This is a genomic window from Roseococcus microcysteis, from assembly GCF_014764365.1.
Taxonomy (GTDB): Bacteria; Pseudomonadota; Alphaproteobacteria; order Acetobacterales; family Acetobacteraceae; genus Roseococcus; species Roseococcus microcysteis.
In genome coordinates, this window is sequence record NZ_CP061718.1 from 3,552,417 (window position 1) to 3,571,127 (window position 18,711).

Sequence of the window (18,711 nt, forward strand, 5' to 3'; positions counted from 1 at the left end):
TTTTCGGAAGGAAATGCTTGTCCATGCAGACGCATACGGTAAAGGTCCACCCCTCCAAGGCGCTGCTGCCGCGCGAGGAGCAGCTCGCCTGGAAGATCGCGGGCGTGGCCACCGACAAGGTGGCGGTGGAGAAGGCCGTCTCCGCCATGATCATCAACCGCATCATTGACAATGCGGCGGTGGCGATCGCGGCCATCAACCGCCGCCCGGTGGTCTCGGCGCGCGGCATGGCGCTGGGCCACAAGAAGAAGGAGGGCGGGGCGACCGTCTTCGGCATGCCCGCCGGCACCACCGTCAGCCCCGAATGGGCGGCCTGGGCGAACGGGACCGCGGTGCGTGAGCTGGACATGCACGACACCTTCCTGGCGGCCGACTACTCCCACCCCGGCGACAACATCCCGCCGATCCTCGCCACCGCCCAGGCCATGGGCCGGTCCGGCCGCGACCTGATCCGGGGCCTCGCCACCGCCTATGAGATCCATATCGACCTCGTGCGCGCCATCTGCTTGCATGAGCACAAGGTGGACCACATCGCGCATCTCTGCCCCGCCGCCGCGGCCGGTATCGGCACGCTGCTCGGCCTGAAGCAGGAGGTGATCTTCCAGTCGGTCCAGCAGGCGCTGCACACGTCCATCTCCTTCCGCCAGTCGCGCAAGGGCGAGATCAGCTCCTGGAAGGCCTATGCCCCCGCCCATGCCGGCAAGCTGGCCGTGGAGGCCGTGGACCGCTGCATGCGCGGCGAGGGCGCGCCCAGCCCCATCTATGAGGGCGAGGACAGCGTCATCGCCTGGGTGCTGGCCGGGCGCACCCAGGCCGACAGCAAGGGCCGCAAGACGGTCTATGACCCCGACTACTACCAGGTGCCGCTGCCGGCCCTGGGCGAGCCCAAGCGCGCCATCCTGGACAGCTACACCAAGGAGCACAGCGCGGAGTACCAGTCCCAGGCGCTGATCGACCTCGCCTTCCGCATGCGCGAGGGCATCGAGGACTGGGACAGCATCGAGAAGATCATCATCCACACCAGCCACCACACCCACTACGTGATCGGCACCGGGGCGAACGACCCGCAGAAGATGGACCCCAAGGCCAGCCGCGAGACGCTGGACCACTCCATCATGTACATCTTCGCCGTCGCCCTGCAGGACGGCAGCTGGCACCATGTGGACAGCTACGCGCCCAAGCGCGCCGGCCGCGCCGACACCGTGCGGCTGTGGCACAAGATCGAGACGCGCGAGGCGCCGGAGTGGACCGAGCGCTACCACTCGAAGGACCCCGACACGCTGGCCTTCGGCGGGCGCGTGGAAATCCTGTTCAAGGACGGCACGAAGAAGGTGGATGAGCTGGGCGTGGCCAATGCCCACCCGCGCGGCGCCAAGCCCTTCGGCCGGGCCGACTATATCCGCAAGTTCATGACGCTGACGGATGGCATCATCACCGCGCGCGAGGCCAACCGCTTCATCGAGGCCGCCGAGGGCGTGCTGAGCCTGAAGGCGGGTGAGCTCTCCGCGCTGAACGTGGCGCTGCCCAAGGGAACCCTGGCGGAGAGCAAGCCCGGGATCTTCTGAGGCTCGCCCTTGGCCCGCGACCTGCGCCTCTGCGTCACCGGCCTGTCGCGGGCGGGCAAGACCGCCTTCATCACGGCGCTGGTGCATGCGCTGTGCATCGCGCCGCGCGTGCCCCAGGCCTTCCCGGCCTGGGGGGCGGCGCGGACGGGCCGCCTGGTGCATGCGCGGCCCGTGCCGCCGCAGGGCGCGGTGCAGGCGATCGAGGCCTTTCCCTATGAGGCCAACCTCGCCGCGCTGCGCGCCGAAAGCCCGCATTGGCCGGAAGCGACCAACAGCGTCCGCGCCATCACCCTTGAACTGACGCTGGAGAGGCCGCCTGGCCTGGCGCTCGGCGCGCTGGACCGGGTGCTGCGCCGCGCTGGCGCGAAGCAACGCGAAAAGCGGCGCGTCACCATCCTGGACTATCCGGGGGAATGGGCGCTGGACCTGCCCATGCTCGACCAGGATTTCGCGGCCTGGAGCCAGGCCACGCTGGCCGCCATGGCGCGCCCGCCGCGCGCCGCGCTGGCCGGGCCCGCCCTGGCCGCGATCAACGCCATCAACCCCGGCCAACCCTATTCGGACGAGGCGGCGCGGGCCGCGCATCAGGCCTTCGTGGAATTCCTGGAGGCGGCGCGAACCCAGGGGCGCCTCGCCCTGCTGCAGCCCGGCCTGTTCCTGCGGCCCGAGAAGGTGGGTGGGCGCGCCGCCATCCTGGCGCAGGAGGATTTCCGCTTCTTCCCCCTTCCAGCCTCCGCGAAACGCCCCCCCGCGGGCAGCTTCGCCGCGGTCCTGGCCCGCCGCTACGATGCCTACCGGCGTGACCATGTGCGCGGCTTCTTCGACAGCCTGCGCGGCCCCGGCACCACGCGCCAGGTGGTGCTGTTCGACCTGCTGGGCGCCCTCTCCTCGGGGCAGCAGGGCTATGCCGACGCAACCGCCGCGCTGACCCAGGTGGCGCAGGCCATGCGGCCCCGCATGGGCGTCCTGGCACGGTTCTTCGGTGGCGCGGTGCGGGTGCTCTATGCCGCGACCAAGGCCGACTACCTGCCCCCCCAAGGCCGGCAGCGGCTGCGCGCCCATCTCGACATGCTGCTGGGCGGTCTCGCGGGCAACGAGGGGGGACGCGAGCAGTTCCGCAGCCTGGCGCTCTCCGCCATCGCGGCCACGCGGGACGGCACCGACGCCGAGGGCCGTCCCCTGGTGGCCGGCTGCGTGCGGGACCGTGCGACCGGCGCGCTGGATTGCGGCGTGACCTTCCGCTTCCCCGCCCCGCCCGCCGGCCCGCCCACCGCGCGCGACTGGACGGCCTGGGAGGCGGCGGGGCTGGTGGGCTTCGACTGGCCCGAATTCCTGCCCGACCCCGAATCGCTCCGCGCGCGGCACGACCTGCCGCATCTGGGCCTCGACGAGGCGCTGGACTTCCTGCTGGACGGCCATGCCTGACCCCGAGATCTTCCGCCCCGAGACCGGGCGCGCCGCACCCCCTTCGCCGTCCGCCCCTCCGACGGAACCGGTGTTCGCGCCCGAACTCGGCCACGCCGCCTTTACCCCCGCGCCGCCGGTGCCGGCCGTGGCGCTGTCCGAACCGGCCCGGCCCACGCGCCGGGGCCTGGGGGGTGTCGGGCTGGTGCTGGCGGGTGCCGGCACGCTGGGCTTCGCCTGGCTCGCCGAGACGCTGTGGCGCTGGCTGGGCGAGGGCGGGCCTGGCGCCTGGGTGGGCGTGGCGGGCGGCGCGCTGCTGGCGCTGGGCGTCGGGCGCATCGTGCAGCGCGAGTTGTCGGCGCTGCGCGCGCTCGACGAGGCCGAGGCCATCCGCGCCGAGCAGGTCGCGCAGGCGCGCGACATGGCGGGCATGGCGCGCAGCCTGGAGCGGCTGGCGGCCTCCCTGCAGGCCCGTGGCGCCACCGACGCCGCGGCGCTGGCGCGGTGGCGCGAGGCGGCCGCTGGCGCCTCCGACGCCGCCCAGATCCAGGCGGCCTTCGTGCGCGAGGTGCTGGGCCCGGTGGATGAACGTGCGCTGCGCGCCATCGCCGAGGCGGCGCGCGGGGCCGCGGTGCTGGGCATGGTCAGCCCCACGCCCCTGGCCGACCTTTTGCTGTTCGTGGGCCGCGCGGTGCTTCTGCTGCGGCGTCTGGCGGTGCTCTACGGGCTGCGGCCGGGCCGGATCGCGGAGTGGCGCCTGATGCGGCGCGTGGTGGCCGATGCCGCGCTGGTGGCGGGCGTGGATGCGGCGGGGGATGCGATGGCCTCGGCCGGAGGGCATTGGCTGGGCTATGTGCTGGGCCGCGCGGCCGAGGCCGGCGTGACCGGCCAGCGCATGGCCCGCTTCGGCCTGCTGGCCATGACCGCCTGCCGCCCGGTGCCCTTCGACCCCGCCACATCGCCCGGGCTGCGCGATGTGCTGCGGGGCGGCTTCGCCAACTCGGCCGAAGGGGCTTCCGCCCCGGGCGGGCGGCACCTATAAGCAGGTCAGGGACCCGTAGCTCAGCTGGATAGAGCGCTGCCCTCCGAAGGCAGAGGTCGATGGTTCGAATCCATTCGGGTCCGCCAGCTCTATCCCCAGGTCATGCCTGCCGCCGGCGTGCCGAGGCCCCGGCCAGGACCATTCCCAGCCGGTTCATCCGGTGTTCCACCAGCGAATCCTTGCCGTTCCACACCGGCAGCTTCTCACCGATGCGGGTGAAGCTGTCGCACAGGATGAAGCGCGCCAAATCATCCTCGGCACCCCGGGCGGACCAGATCATCTGTGCCGGAAAGGCCAGGCTGCCCAGGAAAGGCACCAGCCCCACCAGCAGCGCCACCCAGGGCGGAGACCGCCCCGCGGCCAAGGCCTTCGCACTCCGCCACAGCGTATAGACCGACCGGTAGATCGGCCCGTCGAGCACCAGGATCAGCCCCAGCATAAGCCAGGGCACGCCCAGCAGGCCCAGCCCGCCCAGCAGCACCAGTTCCAGCAGCAGGAAGGTGCCCTTCAGCCCGAGATGCGCGCCGAAATCCGAGATGTAACTCCCGGCCTCGTCCATCCGCGCGAGGTCGCGCCGCAGCGCCGCTGCATCCGCCGCCGACAGCTGCCCGCGTTTCTGCCAGGCCCCGATGCGGCCCTCGACGTAGCGGCGGCCGATCTCGTGCCTGTAATCCTGCGAGGTCACGAAGCCGCGCAGATTGGCCGCCCAGCCGCGCGCCCTTTCGCCCAGGCCAGGCCCTCGCCGCCGCCTGGGAGTCAGGGCCGTGCGAAGCCAAGCCGAGACCTTGGCCAGGCCCCGCCCGGCCTCGCGCCCGCGCCACTGCCAGGGGTGGGTGCGGAAATGTTCCGCCTGGGCGTGGGTCAGTCGGCCCTTGGAATGGTGATAGGCCACCGCCCGCTCCGTGCGCGACAGGGCACGCCAACGGATCTGGTGTTCCCCAAGGCGCGCGCTGCGCTCCCGCAACTCCCGCAGGCGGTCGGCCCCCAGGGCGGCGGCGAGGGGGCCGGCCTCTTGCTCCAGGTAGTGTCGCAGCCGGGGCAGGTCCACATCGTCGAACAGCACGCGCCGCATCCGCAGCGAATGCGGCAGGTAGAAGCTGAGCATGCGGAACGGGTCCAGCGGCGCCACGGCCGGAATGCCGGATTCCGCGTCGATGAAGACGAAGCGCCCGGGCTCCGTCATCAGGAAGTTGTTGAGCGCGACGGGGTTGCCCTTGCCGGCCTGCCAGGTCGTGCCGATGAACCCGGCCTCGACCAGGTGCGCATGGAGGGGTGCCATCACCTCGCGCGTCAGCACGCGCAGATTGGCATCGTCCGGGCGCAGGGGGTGCAGCAGCGGCACCGTCCGCCCCTCGACGAAGCGCGTGCCCAGTTCCCAGACCATCCGCTCGGGGTTCCAGCCGACCGAGACCGCGTCGGACATCGTCAACCGATCGCCGAGCCAGAAGGGGATCAGGATGTGCAGCAGACGACGCCGCTCAAAGGCGGTCCGCACCGCGTCCTCGTTCCAGATGTAGGGGTTGGGCGCGCCGGTCAGGACGTAATGGATCAAATTGCCCAGGGTGCCGCCCACAAAGACCTTGGTGGCGATGCGCCCCTCGGGCGTCTCGGCCAGCCAGACCTCGCCCGACTGCCCACGGCCAATGCGCCGGCTGCCACGGCGGGGCGTCCCCGCCGGCTGGGCCTCTTTGGAAGAGAGTCGGCCGAGGGCATCCGTACAATTGTCCATCTGGCGGAAACGCCGCGGTGCGGCGAAGGCTGCCGGCGTGGTGATGGCCAAAGCGGGGCGACGACCGCCATGCGGAATGTGGTGGCGCCCGTGTTTCCCCGGTTGGCCCATGCCCCTGATGGCGCGAAGGGCATGGGCCGCCCGGGTGAAGCGTGCGCCGTGCTCAGGCGGTCTCGCGTGCCGCGGCGATCCAGCCCTCGACATTGACAAGACGGCTGATGGGACCGAGGGCGCGGCGCAGCGCCTCCGGATCGGCTTCGGCCATCTGGGCGGTGCTCTCGATGCCGAGGTGCCGCAGGCGCAGCACCATGCCGGGCCCCATGCCGGGGAGAGGAAGGGCAGGGGGCGCGGCGGCCTCCGCGCCGTGAATCGCCTCCTCGGCCACCGCCATGGCGGGCGGCGCTTCCTCCGCGGGAGGGAGATCGGGCGGCGCATCCTGGGCCATCACGGCAGCGAGGATCGGTGCGCCAGGCTTCTCTTCTTCGTCCGGCCCGAGGTCGCCCAGGGCGGCTTCGGCAAGCGGTTCGAGCTCGGGTTCCAGGGTCTCAGGTTCCAGGGCCTCGGGTTCCAGGGGCGTGGGCACCGCTTCGGGCGGCGCCGCCTCGGTGATGAGCTGGCCGAAGACGGTGCATTCCACCTCGGCTGGCGGGTGGATCTCGGCGGGCGTGGGTTCGTCGGGCAGGGGTGCGGCTTGGGGCGGCGGTAACGAGGTGGCCTCCGCCGCGATGGGCTCTTCGGGTGGCGCGGCGGGGGGCAGGCGGCGCAGCCGCGCGCGCTCCTCGCGCAGCTTCTCGCGCAGGCCCGCGCGCATCTGGCGCCGCGCGGCGCGGTTCGCCTGGATGGCCGCGACGCCGCCCAGGGAATGGGTTTCGCTCGTGCTGCCGGTCAGCCCGTCGGTCATCATGGTCCTCGCTGGCCGTGGAAACAGAGGGGCCCGGGGGGCACCGGCCCCCCAGGCGGGCGCCGCATCAGGCCGCCGCGGGGTCGGTGGTCAGGCCCACGGCCTCGGCATACTTCAGGTAGGTCTCCACCGAGGCGACGACCGCGCGGATCTCGATCGCGATCAGCTCGATGCCGACCAGCGCCACGCGGATGAAGGCGTCCACGACGACGCCCTTGTCCAGGATGCGGTCGATCACTTCCGCCAGGCTGCTCGATGCCAGGCTCTTGTTGATGGTCACGTATGGGTCCTCCGTCTTGGAACGAGAAATCGGTTGCGGTCATTCACGACCCTGGAAGACCCCGCCGGCGGCGGCTGACCTCCCTGGTCACGCCGCAGCATCGCGGCTGTTGGTAAAAACTCCCTCAAGCGCGACATCTTCTTCGTCACGACTCCAGTCGCGCGGCTTGCCCATCGCATTGCGCGGCAGGGCGGGGCCATGGGTGATGCGCACGGGCCGTTCGGGCGCGGACCAGTGGCTGCGGCAATGGGCCTCCACCTCCGCCACCAGCGCCGCGCCCTGCGCCGGCTGCGCGGGCACGAGGAAGGCCTTGAGCCGCGGCTCCGGCAGCGAGGTGTCCAGCCGCAGCGCGCAATCGGCCACGCCTGGCAGCGCGCGCAGCCGCGCCTCCAGCGCGCGCGGGAAGATGTTGACGCCGCCAACCTGCACCGCCTCGTCCTTGCGGCCGTGCAGGTGCAGCGCGCGCGCCGCGGGCCAGGTGGCGCGGTCGGGCAGGGGGAATTCGCGCCCGGTCGCGCGTTCCACCACCGAGGCCTCTTCCTCCGCGCCGCCGGCGCACCAGCGTGGCAGCAGGTGGAAGGGGCCCTCGGAGGTGGTGCGGGTGGCGATGCCCGCGGTCTCGGAACTGCCGTAGATTTCCATGACCTCCGCGGCTCCCATCGCGCGCATGGCGACGTGCAGCGTCGCGGGCAGCGGCGCGGTGGAACTGGTTACGATCATCCCGGCCGGCAGCCCGCCCAGGCTGCGCTGCAGCACCAGCAGCGAGGTCGGGTGCGCCACCAGAAGATCGTCGCCGCGCAGCGCGCGCCGCAGTGCACCGGCCGAGAGGCCGCGCGCATCGAGCAGCGGCACGTCCAGCCGGCGCGGCAGCAGCACGGTGAAGAGGAAGCCATAGATGTGGTGCGGCGGCACCAGCGCCACCACGCGACCGCGCCCGGCGAAGCGCCCGGCGAAGAAGGCGACCTCCTCCTCCAGCGTCGCGATGTCGTGCGTGCAGGGCTTGGGCGTGCCCGTGCTGCCCGAGGTGGTGAAGGTGAGGCGCGCAAATGCCTCCTGCTGCGCGCGGTGCACGAGGCGGGCCCAGCCGGCGATGGTCCGCTCCAGCAGCAGCATGTCCTCGATGCCGCTCTCGTGCAGGTGGAAGAAGGCGTTCACCGCCGCGCCGCAGGCCAGCAGCTCCAGGCTGTCCAGCGCCAGGCCCTCCGCGTCCAGCCGCTGCGTGCCATCCCAGCGCGCGACCTCCGCACCGTTCAGCCGCCGCCCGCCGGCATTCAGCTCGGCGGCGATCAGCGCGGCGACCAGGCGTTCCAGCGCGGGCAGGGGAAGGGGCGCGGCCATGCTGTCCATAACGGGGTCCTCCTGCGCATGACCTTGGCCGCCTGCCTGTTGACGCGCGGTTAAGGGGTGGCGCGCGCGGGCTTAACCGCATCTTCACGGCGGCCATGCGACGAGTTGCGCGGCCCTGGCGCCCCGCGCGGTGCCAAAACACGGAGACCCTCCATCATGAGTGCCGCCCACGCCGTGCCGCATGACGCGCCTGATCCCGCCCCGACGCGCGGGCTGAAGCGCAAGCCGCAATCGGTCGCGCTGCAGGTCAGTGGCGGCCGTCCGCTGCGCCTGCGCGGAGAGCTGCTGGCCGAGGGCAACAGCTGGGCCCCGGGCACCGAGGCCTGGCACGAGATCGCCCTCTATCGCCGCGACCAGGAGGAGGTGGCGGTCGCGCTGCGAACCTTCCGCAAGGCCGAGGGCAGCACCGACATCCACCGCGCCGAGCTCTTCCCCAACCTGGAGGAGGCCATGGCCTGGCTCATCGCCTTCGACCCGACGGCGGACCTGCAGGTGGACCTCGACTGCGCGGACCGCACGCTCAGCACCGCCATGATCACGTTGCGCGCGGCCACGCTGCGCCAGCGGGCGGATGACATCACCCGTCAGTACCAATCGCTGCTGGGCGAGATGCTGCTGCACCTCGACCAGGGCGCCTGAACCCCATCCACGCAAGGAACCCAGGACCATGGAACTCATCAAGTTCGGCAATGACCATGTGGACAACCTCGTCTCGCAGGACCCCGCGCGCCTCGACCGCCTGCCCTTCGGCGCCATCCTCGTGGACCGCACGGGGCGGGTGCTGAAGTACAACAACATGCAGGCGGGCCTGACCGGCCGCACCTCGGGCGAGGTGGTGGGCAAGAACTTCTTCAACGACGTGGCCCCCTGCACCAAAGGCCATCTCTTCCAGGGCCGCTTCCAGCAGGGCGTGGCGCAGGGCTCGATCAACGCGATGTTCGAATACGCCTTCGACTACAAGATGCAGCCTTCCAAGGTGCGGGTGCACATGAAGTCCACCTCGATCGACGAGGGCGTCTGGATCTTCATCAAGCGCCTCTGACCGCCATGCTCCAGGACCGCATCGCCATCCGGCTGACGCCGGAACCGCCGCCACCACCGCCCGAGCCCAGCGATTTCCTGCACATGCTGCTGCCCCGGCACGGCCAGCGGCCGCTCGGCTTCGCCGGGCGCCTGCTGTTCAGCGCCGGCAATCGCGGCACGGCGCCGCGCTGCTGGCACGAGGTGGCGGTCTATGAGCGGGAGGATGGCGGGCTGGTCGCCGCCATCCGCCAGGGCGCCCGCCTCGATGGCCTGGCCGAGCGCAGCTGGGCCTTCCCCTGCGAAACCCCGGAGGAGGCGCGCGCCGCCTTCGCCGCGCACGACCCCCTGCCGCCCCTGCCGCTGGACGCGCTGACCGACGCGCCCAATGCGGGGCACAACGCGGCCGCGCTGCTGGAGGCCGCCGCCGCCCAGCGTCGCCTCTGGCACGCCCTGCTGGAGGCCGTGCTCGGCCCCGCGCCCCATCCGCACCACACCCCCGCCGGCACCGCGCCCGGCCCTGACCGAGGAGACCACCCGTGAACGTCATGAACGTCTATGAACCCGTGGGCGAGCGCCCCACCATGCCCATCGCCGCCGATCCGCGGCTCTCGGCCCGTGTCTCGGGCGGGAGCATGTTCACCCTGCGAAAGTCGGGGGCGCGGCCCATCTCCTTCTCCGGCCGGCAGCTCGGCTTCCAGAGCAACTACCGCATGGGCACGCCGCTCTGGCACGAGCTGAACCTCTACCAGACCGAGGATGGCCGTTTCGTCGCCGATATCCGCGTCTTCCAGAAGGGCGAGGGCGCGCGCGACCAGTTCCACGTGGCCGTGGTGGACAGCCTGGACGAGGCGCTGGCCTTCTTCGAGGGCTATGACCCGCGCATGGACCTGACGGCCGGCTTCTCGCTGGACGATCCCGACCTTTCGCCCGCCGAGCTGATCGTCCACGCCGCCAAGCTGAAGTACGAGATCAACGAGACGGTGAACCAGTACAAGGCCGTGCTCTCGGCCTTCCTGCACGAGCTGAACGGCTGACGCGGTCCGCATCGGCGCGCGCCTGGGGGCACCGGTTCGCCGGTGCCCTTTTTTGTGGCCGGGCGTCAGCTTCACCGGCCGTTAAGGAGCGCGCTGCTAGGTCTTCTGCTAGCAGGACAGGACGTTCCGCCATGGAGCTCGGCACCCGCCGAATCAGATCCGCCGGACATGGCACCGGCAGCGTGGAGGTGACCCTCCCGACCCGGTTCCGGGAGTTGGTGGGCGTGCCGCTGCGCGTGCGCCTGCGCGATGGGCTGCGGCCCGAGATCGTGCTGCAACCCGAGATCCAGGCCGCGCATGCCGCGCTGGAGCGTCTCTGGACGGCGCTCGCGCAGGCCACGGGGCTGGTGGCGCCGCCCCCCTTTCCCGCCGCGGATTTCGTCTTCGCCCTCTTCGCCCCCTGCGAGGATGCGTCGGAGGCCCCCTTGCGCCCCGGGATCGCCTGGTCCGACGCACAGGCGCTCGCCGGCGCCGCGCCGCATTCGCCGGTGGTGCTGGCGCGGCTGCTGCGGGCCCTGGGCGCCCGGCTCGCGGCGCCGCTGGGTGTCGCGTCGGCCCAGGCCTATGGCTTCGGCGCCGCCCTGGCCTTCGCCGCCACGGGCCAGGTGACGCGCGCCACCGAGCAGCAGGAATGCGACATCGCCGGCGCGGTGCTGGGGGCCGCGCCTGGCCTCGCCTTCAACGAGGCGGGCGAGGATGCCTGGGCACCGGCCCTCTGGGCCGCGCTGGCGCCGGGCTTCGCCCGCATCACCGACATTCACCGGCAATGGACGGCGGAGCCCGCCCTGCTGGCCCGGTCGCGCGCCGCCTGGCGCCGCGGCGTCACCCTCGAACTCGGCGGAGCCTGAGCGCCATGTCCCTGCGTCCTTCCCCGCTTGTCCGGCCGCGCGCCGTGATCCCGCCGCCACCGCGTGATGCGCTCGAAAATGAGAGCGAGACCACGCTGCAACTGCGCGCGGGTGCGGAATTCGTCAGCACCGACGCCACCGAGGCGCTGGTGCAGCGCAGCCTGCGCTACCTCGAAGGCGGCTATCCGGTGCATTTCCGTGGCCCCGCCGGCAGCGGCAAGACCACGCTCTCGCTGCACCTCGCCGAACGGCTGGAACGCCCCGTGGTGCTGCTGGTGGGGGATGACAGCTTTGACACGCGCCGCCTGGTGGGCGGCGAAAGCGGCACGCGAAGCCGCCGCGTCGTGGACCGCTACATCACCAGCGTGACCAAGGTGGAGAGCGAGAGCGAACCCATGTGGCTCGATCGCGCGCTCACCGTCGCCTGCACCGAGGGCTGCACGCTGGTCTATGACGAATTCAACCGCGCGCCCCCCGCCGCCAACAACGTGCTGCTGACGGTGCTGGAAGAGCGCATGCTGGTGCTGCCCAAGGCCGGCCGCGGCGAGACCTACACGCGCGTGCATCCCGAATTCCGCGCCATCTTCACCTCCAACCCGGTGGACCATGTGGGCGCGCATGAGGCGCAGAATGCCCTGCTGGACCGCATGGTGACGCTCGACCTCGACGGCTTCGACCGCGGCACGGAAGTGGCCGTCACCGCCGCGCGCTCGGGCCTGCCTTTGGCCGATGCGGCGGCCATCGTGGACATGGTGCGCGACTTCCGCCGCTCGCGCGAATACACGCAGCGCCCCACGCTGCGCGCCAGCCTGATGATCGCGCGGATGACGGCGGTGCAGGGCCTCGCCGTCAGCGCCGATGATCCGGACTTCGTGCAGCTCTGCCTCGACCTGCTGGGCAGCCGGCTCAAGCCCGGGGTGGGCGGCCAGCCCGATCCGCGCCATCGGCAGATGCTCATCAAGCTCATCGAGCATTTCTGCCCGCCCGCGACGACGCGGCGCGATGCGCGGTTCGGGGGTGTGGCATGAGGCCCCGCCCGCTGCGCGTGAACGCCCGGCGCGGCACGCGCCTCGCCCGCCATGACACGCATGAATTCCGGCTGGAGGCGGTGGCCGCGGAATTCGCGCTGAACGCGCAGCGCCGTGCGCGACTGACCCGCCAGATCGAATTGCTGGAACGCCAGCGCGCGGGGGCCATGAGCAGCCTCGCGCAGGTGGAGGCCCGCATGGCCGTCCTGCAGCGGCGGATGCGCGGCGCCGAGGAGGCCCCGGCGGTCGCCGCGCCCGCGCCCACGCACCGCCCCCGCATCATCCTCGAATACTGACCCGGAGCACGCCCATGGACCTCACCGAGATCATCGAGCGCACCAAGCGCGACATGGCGGCCATCACGGGGCTGCCGCCCGACACGGTCAGCCGCCTCGATCCCGGCGAGCATGGCTGGACCATCGGCATCGACATGATCGAGCACAAATCCATCCCGCGCACCCAGGACCTGATCGCGAGTTTCGAGGTGCTGCTGGACCATGAGGGCAAGATCCAGCGCTGGCGCCGCACGGGCCGCTTCCACCGCGCCCAGGGCGGGGAGGGATAGGCCATGGCCATGCAGCATTCCGTGGCCGGCTCGGGCCTCGCTGACATCCTGGAACGCATCCTGGACAAGGGCATCGTGGTGGCGGGCGACATCTCGGTCAGCCTGGTGGGCGTCGAGCTGCTGACGGTGCGGCTGCGCCTCGTCATCGCCTCGGTGGACCGGGCGCTGGAAATGGGCATCCGCTGGTGGGAGGCCGATGCGGCGCTGTCGCAGGATGCGGCGAAGCTGCGCGCGGAGAACGCGGCGCTGACGGAGCGGCTGGCGCGCCTCGAAGCGGCGCTGCTGCCGGAGGGCGCGCGGCCATGAGGCGGCCCGTCTCCCTCTCGCGCCGGCTCAGCGAACGCGCCCGTGCCGTCGTGCCGCAAAACGCCACGCAGGACCTCCCGCGCGTGGATGGCGATGCCCAGGCCAGCCTGGTCATCGGCTACTCGGTGCGTGTGGGGCTGGAGGACGGGACCGAGCACCGCCAGGACGCCGCGCTGGAAATCCGCCTGCCGCGCGCGAGGACCAGGGAATGAGCACGGGCCTCTACATCTACGGCATCGCGCCGGGCGCGCTCCCGGCCGACGGGTTGGGCCCGGGCCTCGGCGGTGGCGAGGTGACGGCGCTGCACGCCGCGGGCTTCACCGCCCTGCTGGGCGCGGCCCCGCCCGCGCCCATCGAGGCCACGCGCCGCTTCATGCTGGCCCACACCGCCGTGCTCGAACGCGCCATGCGCGCGACTGACATCCTACCCATGCGTTTCGGCACCGTGGCACCGGACGAGGCCGCGCTGCATCGCTGCCTCGTCGCCCACGCGCCCGCCTTCCGCGAGGCCCTGGAGGGCATCGCAGGCCGTGTCGAACTCGGCGTGAAGGCGCAATGGCATGAGGGGCTGATCTGGCGCGAGATCGTGGAGGGCGATGCCGAACTCCGCGCCCTGCGCGACCGGCTCAAGACCCGCCCCGCGCAAGAGACCTATTACGAGCGCATCGAACTCGGTCGCCGCGTGGAGGCCGCGCTCGCCCGCCGGCGCGAGGCCGATGGCGCGGCCATCGCCGCCACCCTCGCCCCGCTCGCCGAGCGCGAGGTGGAACTGCGCAGCGTGGAGGAGGACATGATCCTCAGCCGCGCCTTCCTGGTGCGGCGCGAGGCGGAGGCCCAGTTCGACGCCGGCATGGAGGCGCTGGCCCAGCGCTTCGGCGAGCGCGTCACCTTCAAATATGTCGGCCCCGTGCCCCCCTACAATTTCGTGACCCTCCGCGCCGATTGGCTGCGGGAGGCGGCATGAGCGTGCTCGGCACCCTGCTTGGCCTGCCCGTGATGGGCCCGCTGGGCGGCGTCTCCTGGATCGCGGGCAAGCTGCGCGAGGCGGTGCTGGCCGAGGCGCTGGACCCCGCGCGCATCGAGGCGGGGCTGCGAAAGCTCGAAAAGCGGCTCGATGCCGGCGAAATCACCGAGGAGGAATACGACGTGGCCGAGGCCGAGCTGCTCGCGGAACTGCGCGCCATCCGCGCCGCCCTGGCGGAGGGCGCGCCATGACCCCGCAACTGACCCTGCTGGGCGTGGCCGAGGCTGCCATGGCGCCCGCGCTGGAAACCGCCCTGGCCGCCCTGCCTGGCCCGGCCTTGCGGCTGTGCCGGGTGGGTGGGCTGCTCGGCGTGGCGCAGGGCGCGCCGCGCACCGCCTTCCCGGCCGGCCGCAGCGCGATGTTCAAGCGCTTGCACGCCGTGCAGCGGCGGCTGGAAATCGCCTGCCAGATGGGCCCCTTCCTGCCGGCGGACCCCGCCGCCGCCCTGTGTCCGGCCAGCGAGTTCGCGGCCTTGATCGAGGCCGCCGCGCCGGCCCTCGGCGCCGCGCTGGCGCGCGAGGGCGGGCGCCACCAATGGCAGGTCACGCTGCGCTGGGCGCCGGAGGCCATCCTGGCGGCGCGGCGGGACGCGGTGCGCCGCCTCGCCGCCAGTGAGCGCCCGAAGGATGTGGCCGATGCCGTCGCCGCCATCCTGGCCGAGGCGCGGACCGAGCGCGCCGCGGCCCTGCGCGCCGCGCTGCTGCCCCTCGTTGTCGCCCTCTCGCCCGAGGATGTCTCGGGGGGCGAGGGCGAGACCTCGCTGACCATCCTGGTGCCCGCGGGGGGCGAGGCCGCCATCGAGGCCGGGCTCGGCGCCATGCCGCCCGCGCTGACCCAGGGCATGTCCTGTGACCTGACGGGCCCGCTGCCGCCGCTTTCCTTCAGCGCCTTCCGCGTGGTGGAGGAGGAGGCCGGCCGGCTCCACGGCGCCTGGCGCCTGCTGGGCCTGCCTGCCCGCGCCGATGGCCGGTCGCTCGCGCGGCGCTGGCGGGAGGTGGCGGGCGCGCTGCATCCCGACCGTGCCGGCGGCAGCGCCACCGGCTTCGCGGCCGCCAGCGAGGCCCATCGGCTGCTGCGCGGCGCCTTGCCGGCGGATGGCGAAGGCCTCGCGCAGCAGGATCTCGCCACCCGCGCCGCACGGCGCATCATCCTGCCGGAGCTCGCCGCATGAGCCTCGCCCTTTATGCCTATGCCGCGCTTCCCGCGGGGGCGCCCGTCCCGGACATGCCGGGGCTGGAGGGGGCGGGGCCGCTCGCCCTGGTCACGGAGGGCGCGGTGGCCGCCCTGGTCAGCCCCGTGCCCGCCGCCTGGTTCGCCGAGGGCGGGCTGTCCAGCGATCCGGAATGGGTCTCCCGCCAGGCGCTGCGGCACCACGCGGTCTGCGGCGCGCTGGCGGGCATGGCGCTGCCGCTCGCCTTTGGCGCGGTGTTTTCCAGCGAGGCGCCGCTGCGGCTCTGGCTGGCCGAGCGCGCGGGCCCGCTCGCCGCCTCGCTGGATCGCGCCCGGGGTTGCGCCGAATGGACGCTGCTGCTGCGCGAGGATGCGCCGCGGCTGGAGGCTTGGCTCGCCGCCCATGACACGGAGCTCGCGCGGCTGAGCGGGGCGGCCGCGCTGGCGGGCCCCGGCACGCGCTTCCTGCTGGAGCGCCGGCTGGAACGCGCGCGGGAGGAGGCGCGGGCCCGCCACCTCGATGCGGCCGCCACCCGTCTCCAGGTCGCGCTGGCCGATCATGCGCGCGCGCTCACCCCCGCCCGCACCCGCGCCGGGATGCTGGGCGTGAACGTGCTCCTGCCCGGCGCCCCGCCCCCGTCGCTGGAGAACATGGCGAACGAGCTGGACGCGACAGGTGTCTCCCTCACCCTCAGCGGCCCATGGCCGCCCTACGCCTTTGCGCGGGAGGCGCTGGCCCATGCCCATGGCTGAACCGCGCGGGCTGACGCCCCAGCCGCAGGCGCTTGTGGATGTGTTGGACCGGCTGCTGGACACCGGCGTGGTGCTGGACGGGCAGCTCGTGATTTCCGTGGCGGGCGTGGACCTGGTCCATCTCGGGCTGCGGGCGCTGCTGGCCTCGGTCGAGACCGCCGCGCGCCTGGCCCAGTCTCGGCCGGAGACCCAGCCATGATCGCCATGGCCGATGACGCCCAGCACGCGCTGGCCGCCGCCGCGGCCCCCGTGGCCATGCGGCTCGCCCTCGCCCCGGAGAACATGGAGCAGGACCTCTCCCGCCTCGTGCTGACGCTGGTGGAATTCCTCCGCCGGCTGCTGGAGGCGCAGGCGGTGCGGCGCATGGAAGGCGGCGGGCTGGATGCCGAGGAGGCCGAACGCCTCGGCCTTGGCCTGATGCGCGCGCGCGAGGCGGTGGTGAGCCTCTGCGACAAGCTCGGCATCGCGCCGGAAACCCTCAACCTCGATCTCGGCCCACTCGGCCGGCTCATGTGATCCGCGCCCGCGCGGAAAGGAGGACATGATGTCCCGGAACCAGTTCACGGCCCTCATGGCCCTGGCCGTCGCGGCGCTGCTGGCGGCGGGCGCCGCGCTGTGGCTCGGCACGCGACCCGTGATGCCGCTGCCTGCGCCAGCGCCGCTCCAGCCCGAATGGGAGGCGGCGCTGGCGCAGCTCGACCGCGCGCAGTCCGGTGAGGCCACGGCCTTGCCCGAGCTCCGCCGCCGCCTGCTGGCCCTGGCCGAGTTGCAGGACCGCGCGGGCGAGCCGCTGCGGGTGGAGGCCATGTTGCAGGGGCTTGCCGGCCGCATCGAGGGCACGCTCGCCACGCTGCCCGCCGGCACGCCGCCCGCTCCGCTGGAGGCGGCCCTGCCGCTGGCGGCGCTGGGCATGGGCGCGCTCGGGCTGCTCGCCTTGCTGCTGGCCGCGCGCCGCCGCCCGCCCGCCGAGGCTGGCCCGCCCGCCTGGAGCGAGAGCCTGCGCGAGGAAATCCAGGCGGCGCTGGGTTCCGCCCGCCAGGCGCAGGAGGAGGTGGCGCGCGCCACGGCCCGCGCCGGCGACCAGCAGGACCGCCTGGCGCATCGTGTGCGGCTTCTCTCCGAACGGCTGGAGACCCTGCCGAGCGGCGAGGCCGATCCGCGCCTCGCTACCCTGCTGGACCGCATGGAGACGCTGGGCGCCACGCTCGGCCAACTCGCCGGGCGCGCCGAGGCGGCGCTGGAGCGTGAGGCGCGCGGTCTGGAGCGGCTGGAGGTGGCGGTGGACAACCTGCACGCCGCGCCGGGCGCCCTGGCCGATCCCGCGCCGCTGGCCGCGCTGCTGCCCGCCTTCGAGAATGCCGCCGCCGAATGCCGCGCCACCGCCCCCCTGCTGGGTGAGCTGGCCTCGCTGGCGCAGCAGGCCATGACCCGCGTGACCGATGAGGCCGTGGTGCGGATCGGCGTGGCGGCGGAGCGCGTTTCCACCGCCGGCCAGGAGGCGCTCGCCGAGGCGCAATCCGCCCTGGCGGCGGCCGCGGAGCGGGTGTCGGCCCTGACCCCCGCCGAGCCGCCCGCCCTGCCGCTGGAACGGCTGGAGGCCTTGGCCGCCCGGCTGGAAGAGGGTGCGGCCACGGCGCAGCCCCTGGCGGGGCTCCCGGCCGAGGTGGCGCGCGTCGCGGCCCTGGCGGCCGAGATGGACCGCGTGGCGCAGGGCCTCGGCTCGGTCATCCCGGTGGCGGACCTCGCCGCGCAGGTGGACCGCGTCACCGCCGCCGCGATCCATGTGCAGAGCGCGGCCGAACGGCTGGAAAGCGGGCTGCCCGTGCTGGAACTGACCACCCAGATCGCGCGCATGGACGCCGCGGCCGGGGCGGTGGAGCAGGCCGCGGGCAAGATCCCCGTCACCGAGATGGCGGGTCAGCTCGACCGCCTGACCACCGTGGTCGCCGCGCAGCTGGCCCAGGTCACGGGCGGCGTCGCGGCCCTGGAGCAAGGGGCGCGGCAGATGGTCCATGCCTTGCCGCTCACGGCGCTGGACGCCCAGGTGGCCCGGGTGGAGGCCGTCGCCATTGCGCTGGAGGAGGGCGCCCAGCATTTGGGCGAGGCCCTGCCGCTGGAGAGCCTCGCCAACCACGTCACGCGGCTGGAGGCCCTGGTGGAGGGCGGCGCCCGGCTGGGCGAGACCGCGCAGGAACTGGCGGGCGCCGCGGCCGCGGTGCGCGAGGCCGGGGCGGCGCTGGAGACCTCCGCCCGCGCCATGCCCGATGCGCGCGCCGCCCTGGGCCCGATCATCGCCGAGATCCAGGCCGCGTTGCCGGCGCGGGCCGAACCCCCTTCGCCCCGTCGCGCCCCCAGCCTGCCGGAGCCGCGGGGTTCCATCGCCGCCTCGCTGGTGGCCGAGCTCAGCCCCCGGCACGCGCCGCTGTCGGGTGCGCTGCGCCGGGTGGGGCAGGTGGAGGCCGAGGTCGCGGAACTGCTCGGCGAGGCCGAGAGCCTGGCCGAGCAGGCCATCCAGCGCCCGGGCGAGGCCTGGCCCGCCCCGGTGTCGGGCCGGGTGGGCGAGGTGCTGGGCAGCATCCAGTCCACCATAGACCGCCTGCAGACGGTGGCGACCGCGCTGGCCCTGGCCGCCGATGCGCCGGGGCAGGAGCCCAGGGACAGCGAGGCGCGCGGCGCGGCCTGAGCGCGCCGC

General features: G+C 73.2%; 24 protein-coding genes and 1 tRNA gene. 21 read left to right on the forward strand and 4 right to left on the reverse strand.

From position 1 onward, the window contains the following. Positions 1-23 precede the first annotated feature (23 nt). From ICW72_RS17085 to ICW72_RS17100, 4 genes are all read left to right on the forward strand, one after another. Entirely contained in the window at positions 24-1,565 is a 1,542-nt protein-coding gene (locus ICW72_RS17085; protein ID WP_191083807.1) for an MmgE/PrpD family protein, read from the forward strand. A 9-nt stretch (positions 1,566-1,574) separates the two neighbouring features. Then, the gene (locus ICW72_RS17090; protein ID WP_191083808.1) at positions 1,575-2,990 is read left to right on the forward strand and encodes a YcjX family protein; all 1,416 of its coding nucleotides are present in this window, start codon (positions 1,575-1,577) and stop codon (positions 2,988-2,990) included. Next, positions 2,983-4,011, forward strand: coding sequence for a DUF697 domain-containing protein (locus ICW72_RS17095; protein ID WP_191083809.1), 1,029 nt, complete (start codon positions 2,983-2,985; stop codon positions 4,009-4,011). Before ICW72_RS17090 ends, ICW72_RS17095 begins: the two co-directional genes overlap by 8 nt. A 9-nt stretch (positions 4,012-4,020) precedes the next feature. Then, a tRNA-Arg gene (locus tag ICW72_RS17100) sits at positions 4,021-4,097 on the forward strand. Positions 4,098-4,111: 14 nt separating this feature from the next. On the opposite strand, the gene ICW72_RS17105 is transcribed toward ICW72_RS17100, so the two are convergent. The 4 genes from ICW72_RS17105 to ICW72_RS17120 form a co-directional block, all read right to left on the reverse strand. Then, positions 4,112-5,851 carry a hypothetical protein gene (locus ICW72_RS17105; protein WP_191083810.1) on the reverse strand — a complete coding sequence of 580 codons (1,740 nt, stop codon included), beginning with the start codon at positions 5,849-5,851 and terminating at the stop codon, positions 4,112-4,114. 52 nt (positions 5,852-5,903) lie between these two features. Beyond that, positions 5,904-6,644 (reverse strand): hypothetical protein, encoded by a 741-nt coding sequence (locus ICW72_RS17110; RefSeq protein ID WP_191083811.1) that lies wholly within the window; start codon positions 6,642-6,644, stop codon positions 5,904-5,906. A gap of 64 nt (positions 6,645-6,708) precedes the next feature. Beyond that, positions 6,709-6,921, reverse strand: a complete 213-nt coding sequence (gvpA, locus tag ICW72_RS17115; protein ID WP_184385022.1) for a gas vesicle structural protein GvpA — start codon at positions 6,919-6,921, stop codon at positions 6,709-6,711. Positions 6,922-7,008: 87 nt separating this feature from the next. Continuing rightward, complete coding sequence (locus ICW72_RS17120; RefSeq protein WP_191083812.1) at positions 7,009-8,268, reverse strand: AMP-binding protein; 1,260 nt, start codon at positions 8,266-8,268, stop codon at positions 7,009-7,011. Between the two features lie 156 nt (positions 8,269-8,424). Between ICW72_RS17120 and ICW72_RS17125 the strand changes: the two genes are divergently transcribed. From ICW72_RS17125 to ICW72_RS17205, 17 genes are all read left to right on the forward strand, one after another. Continuing rightward, positions 8,425-8,907 (forward strand): hypothetical protein, encoded by a 483-nt coding sequence (locus tag ICW72_RS17125; RefSeq protein ID WP_191083813.1) that lies wholly within the window; start codon positions 8,425-8,427, stop codon positions 8,905-8,907. Positions 8,908-8,935: 28 nt separating this feature from the next. Continuing rightward, positions 8,936-9,310, forward strand: coding sequence for a photoactive yellow protein (gene pyp, locus ICW72_RS17130; protein WP_191083814.1), 375 nt, complete (start codon positions 8,936-8,938; stop codon positions 9,308-9,310). Positions 9,311-9,315: 5 nt separating this feature from the next. Next, on the forward strand, positions 9,316-9,831 hold the full coding sequence (locus ICW72_RS17135; RefSeq protein ID WP_191083815.1) for a hypothetical protein: 516 nt from the start codon (positions 9,316-9,318) through the stop codon (positions 9,829-9,831). Then, entirely contained in the window at positions 9,828-10,325 is a 498-nt protein-coding gene (locus tag ICW72_RS17140) for a hypothetical protein (RefSeq protein ID WP_191083816.1), read from the forward strand. Before ICW72_RS17135 ends, ICW72_RS17140 begins: the two co-directional genes overlap by 4 nt. Positions 10,326-10,513: 188 nt before the next feature. Next, positions 10,514-11,173, forward strand: a complete 660-nt coding sequence (locus ICW72_RS17145; RefSeq protein ID WP_191083817.1) for a hypothetical protein — start codon at positions 10,514-10,516, stop codon at positions 11,171-11,173. 5 nt (positions 11,174-11,178) lie between these two features. Then, entirely contained in the window at positions 11,179-12,201 is a 1,023-nt protein-coding gene (gene gvpN / locus ICW72_RS17150; RefSeq protein WP_191083818.1) for a gas vesicle protein GvpN, read from the forward strand. After that, on the forward strand, positions 12,198-12,497 hold the full coding sequence (locus ICW72_RS17155) for a hypothetical protein (RefSeq protein WP_191083819.1): 300 nt from the start codon (positions 12,198-12,200) through the stop codon (positions 12,495-12,497). The genes gvpN and ICW72_RS17155 overlap by 4 nt, the downstream gene beginning before the upstream one ends. 14 nt (positions 12,498-12,511) lie before the next feature. After that, positions 12,512-12,766 (forward strand): gas vesicle protein GvpO, encoded by a 255-nt coding sequence (gene gvpO, locus ICW72_RS17160; protein ID WP_184385037.1) that lies wholly within the window; start codon positions 12,512-12,514, stop codon positions 12,764-12,766. 3 nt (positions 12,767-12,769) lie between these two features. Next, positions 12,770-13,072 (forward strand): gas vesicle protein GvpJ, encoded by a 303-nt coding sequence (gene gvpJ, locus ICW72_RS21420; RefSeq protein ID WP_207018177.1) that lies wholly within the window; start codon positions 12,770-12,772, stop codon positions 13,070-13,072. Then, the gene (locus ICW72_RS17170; RefSeq protein WP_191083820.1) at positions 13,069-13,284 is read left to right on the forward strand and encodes a hypothetical protein; all 216 of its coding nucleotides are present in this window, start codon (positions 13,069-13,071) and stop codon (positions 13,282-13,284) included. Before gvpJ ends, ICW72_RS17170 begins: the two co-directional genes overlap by 4 nt. After that, positions 13,281-14,036, forward strand: a complete 756-nt coding sequence (locus tag ICW72_RS17175) for a GvpL/GvpF family gas vesicle protein (RefSeq protein ID WP_191083821.1) — start codon at positions 13,281-13,283, stop codon at positions 14,034-14,036. Before ICW72_RS17170 ends, ICW72_RS17175 begins: the two co-directional genes overlap by 4 nt. Then, on the forward strand, positions 14,033-14,287 hold the full coding sequence (locus tag ICW72_RS17180; protein WP_223880652.1) for a gas vesicle protein GvpG: 255 nt from the start codon (positions 14,033-14,035) through the stop codon (positions 14,285-14,287). The genes ICW72_RS17175 and ICW72_RS17180 overlap by 4 nt, the downstream gene beginning before the upstream one ends. Next, entirely contained in the window at positions 14,284-15,267 is a 984-nt protein-coding gene (locus ICW72_RS17185; RefSeq protein WP_191083822.1) for a GvpL/GvpF family gas vesicle protein, read from the forward strand. The genes ICW72_RS17180 and ICW72_RS17185 overlap by 4 nt, the downstream gene beginning before the upstream one ends. Further along, a complete protein-coding gene (locus tag ICW72_RS17190; RefSeq protein WP_191083823.1) occupies positions 15,264-16,019 on the forward strand; it encodes a GvpL/GvpF family gas vesicle protein in 756 nt (251 codons plus the stop codon). Before ICW72_RS17185 ends, ICW72_RS17190 begins: the two co-directional genes overlap by 4 nt. Then, complete coding sequence (locus ICW72_RS17195; RefSeq protein ID WP_191083824.1) at positions 16,012-16,218, forward strand: gas vesicle protein; 207 nt, start codon at positions 16,012-16,014, stop codon at positions 16,216-16,218. The genes ICW72_RS17190 and ICW72_RS17195 overlap by 8 nt, the downstream gene beginning before the upstream one ends. Next, positions 16,215-16,535, forward strand: a complete 321-nt coding sequence (locus ICW72_RS17200) for a gas vesicle protein K (protein ID WP_223880653.1) — start codon at positions 16,215-16,217, stop codon at positions 16,533-16,535. Before ICW72_RS17195 ends, ICW72_RS17200 begins: the two co-directional genes overlap by 4 nt. A gap of 25 nt (positions 16,536-16,560) precedes the next feature. Further along, positions 16,561-18,702, forward strand: coding sequence for a hypothetical protein (locus tag ICW72_RS17205; protein ID WP_191083825.1), 2,142 nt, complete (start codon positions 16,561-16,563; stop codon positions 18,700-18,702). The last annotated feature ends 9 nt before the right edge of the window (positions 18,703-18,711 follow it).

What these genes read in the sequence shown, in the direction of transcription:
- ICW72_RS17085 (WP_191083807.1), top strand. Translation starts at nt 24, where the DNA reads ATGCAGACGCATACGGTAAAGGTCCACCCCTCCAAGGCGCTGCTGCCG.
- ICW72_RS17095 (WP_191083809.1), top strand. Translation starts at nt 2,983, where the DNA reads ATGCCTGACCCCGAGATCTTCCGCCCCGAGACCGGGCGCGCCGCACCC.
- ICW72_RS17105 (WP_191083810.1), bottom strand. Translation starts at nt 5,851, where the DNA reads ATGGGCCAACCGGGGAAACACGGGCGCCACCACATTCCGCATGGCGGT.
- ICW72_RS17110 (WP_191083811.1), bottom strand. Translation starts at nt 6,644, where the DNA reads ATGATGACCGACGGGCTGACCGGCAGCACGAGCGAAACCCATTCCCTG.
- ICW72_RS17120 (WP_191083812.1), bottom strand. Translation starts at nt 8,268, where the DNA reads ATGGACAGCATGGCCGCGCCCCTTCCCCTGCCCGCGCTGGAACGCCTG.
- ICW72_RS17125 (WP_191083813.1), top strand. Translation starts at nt 8,425, where the DNA reads ATGAGTGCCGCCCACGCCGTGCCGCATGACGCGCCTGATCCCGCCCCG.
- pyp (WP_191083814.1), top strand. Translation starts at nt 8,936, where the DNA reads ATGGAACTCATCAAGTTCGGCAATGACCATGTGGACAACCTCGTCTCG.
- ICW72_RS17135 (WP_191083815.1), top strand. Translation starts at nt 9,316, where the DNA reads ATGCTCCAGGACCGCATCGCCATCCGGCTGACGCCGGAACCGCCGCCA.
- gvpN (WP_191083818.1), top strand. Translation starts at nt 11,179, where the DNA reads ATGTCCCTGCGTCCTTCCCCGCTTGTCCGGCCGCGCGCCGTGATCCCG.
- ICW72_RS17155 (WP_191083819.1), top strand. Translation starts at nt 12,198, where the DNA reads ATGAGGCCCCGCCCGCTGCGCGTGAACGCCCGGCGCGGCACGCGCCTC.
- gvpO (WP_184385037.1), top strand. Translation starts at nt 12,512, where the DNA reads ATGGACCTCACCGAGATCATCGAGCGCACCAAGCGCGACATGGCGGCC.
- gvpJ (WP_207018177.1), top strand. Translation starts at nt 12,770, where the DNA reads ATGGCCATGCAGCATTCCGTGGCCGGCTCGGGCCTCGCTGACATCCTG.
- ICW72_RS17170 (WP_191083820.1), top strand. Translation starts at nt 13,069, where the DNA reads ATGAGGCGGCCCGTCTCCCTCTCGCGCCGGCTCAGCGAACGCGCCCGT.
- ICW72_RS17175 (WP_191083821.1), top strand. Translation starts at nt 13,281, where the DNA reads ATGAGCACGGGCCTCTACATCTACGGCATCGCGCCGGGCGCGCTCCCG.
- ICW72_RS17180 (WP_223880652.1), top strand. Translation starts at nt 14,033, where the DNA reads ATGAGCGTGCTCGGCACCCTGCTTGGCCTGCCCGTGATGGGCCCGCTG.
- ICW72_RS17185 (WP_191083822.1), top strand. Translation starts at nt 14,284, where the DNA reads ATGACCCCGCAACTGACCCTGCTGGGCGTGGCCGAGGCTGCCATGGCG.
- ICW72_RS17190 (WP_191083823.1), top strand. Translation starts at nt 15,264, where the DNA reads ATGAGCCTCGCCCTTTATGCCTATGCCGCGCTTCCCGCGGGGGCGCCC.
- ICW72_RS17195 (WP_191083824.1), top strand. Translation starts at nt 16,012, where the DNA reads ATGGCTGAACCGCGCGGGCTGACGCCCCAGCCGCAGGCGCTTGTGGAT.
- ICW72_RS17200 (WP_223880653.1), top strand. Translation starts at nt 16,215, where the DNA reads ATGATCGCCATGGCCGATGACGCCCAGCACGCGCTGGCCGCCGCCGCG.
- ICW72_RS17205 (WP_191083825.1), top strand. Translation starts at nt 16,561, where the DNA reads ATGATGTCCCGGAACCAGTTCACGGCCCTCATGGCCCTGGCCGTCGCG.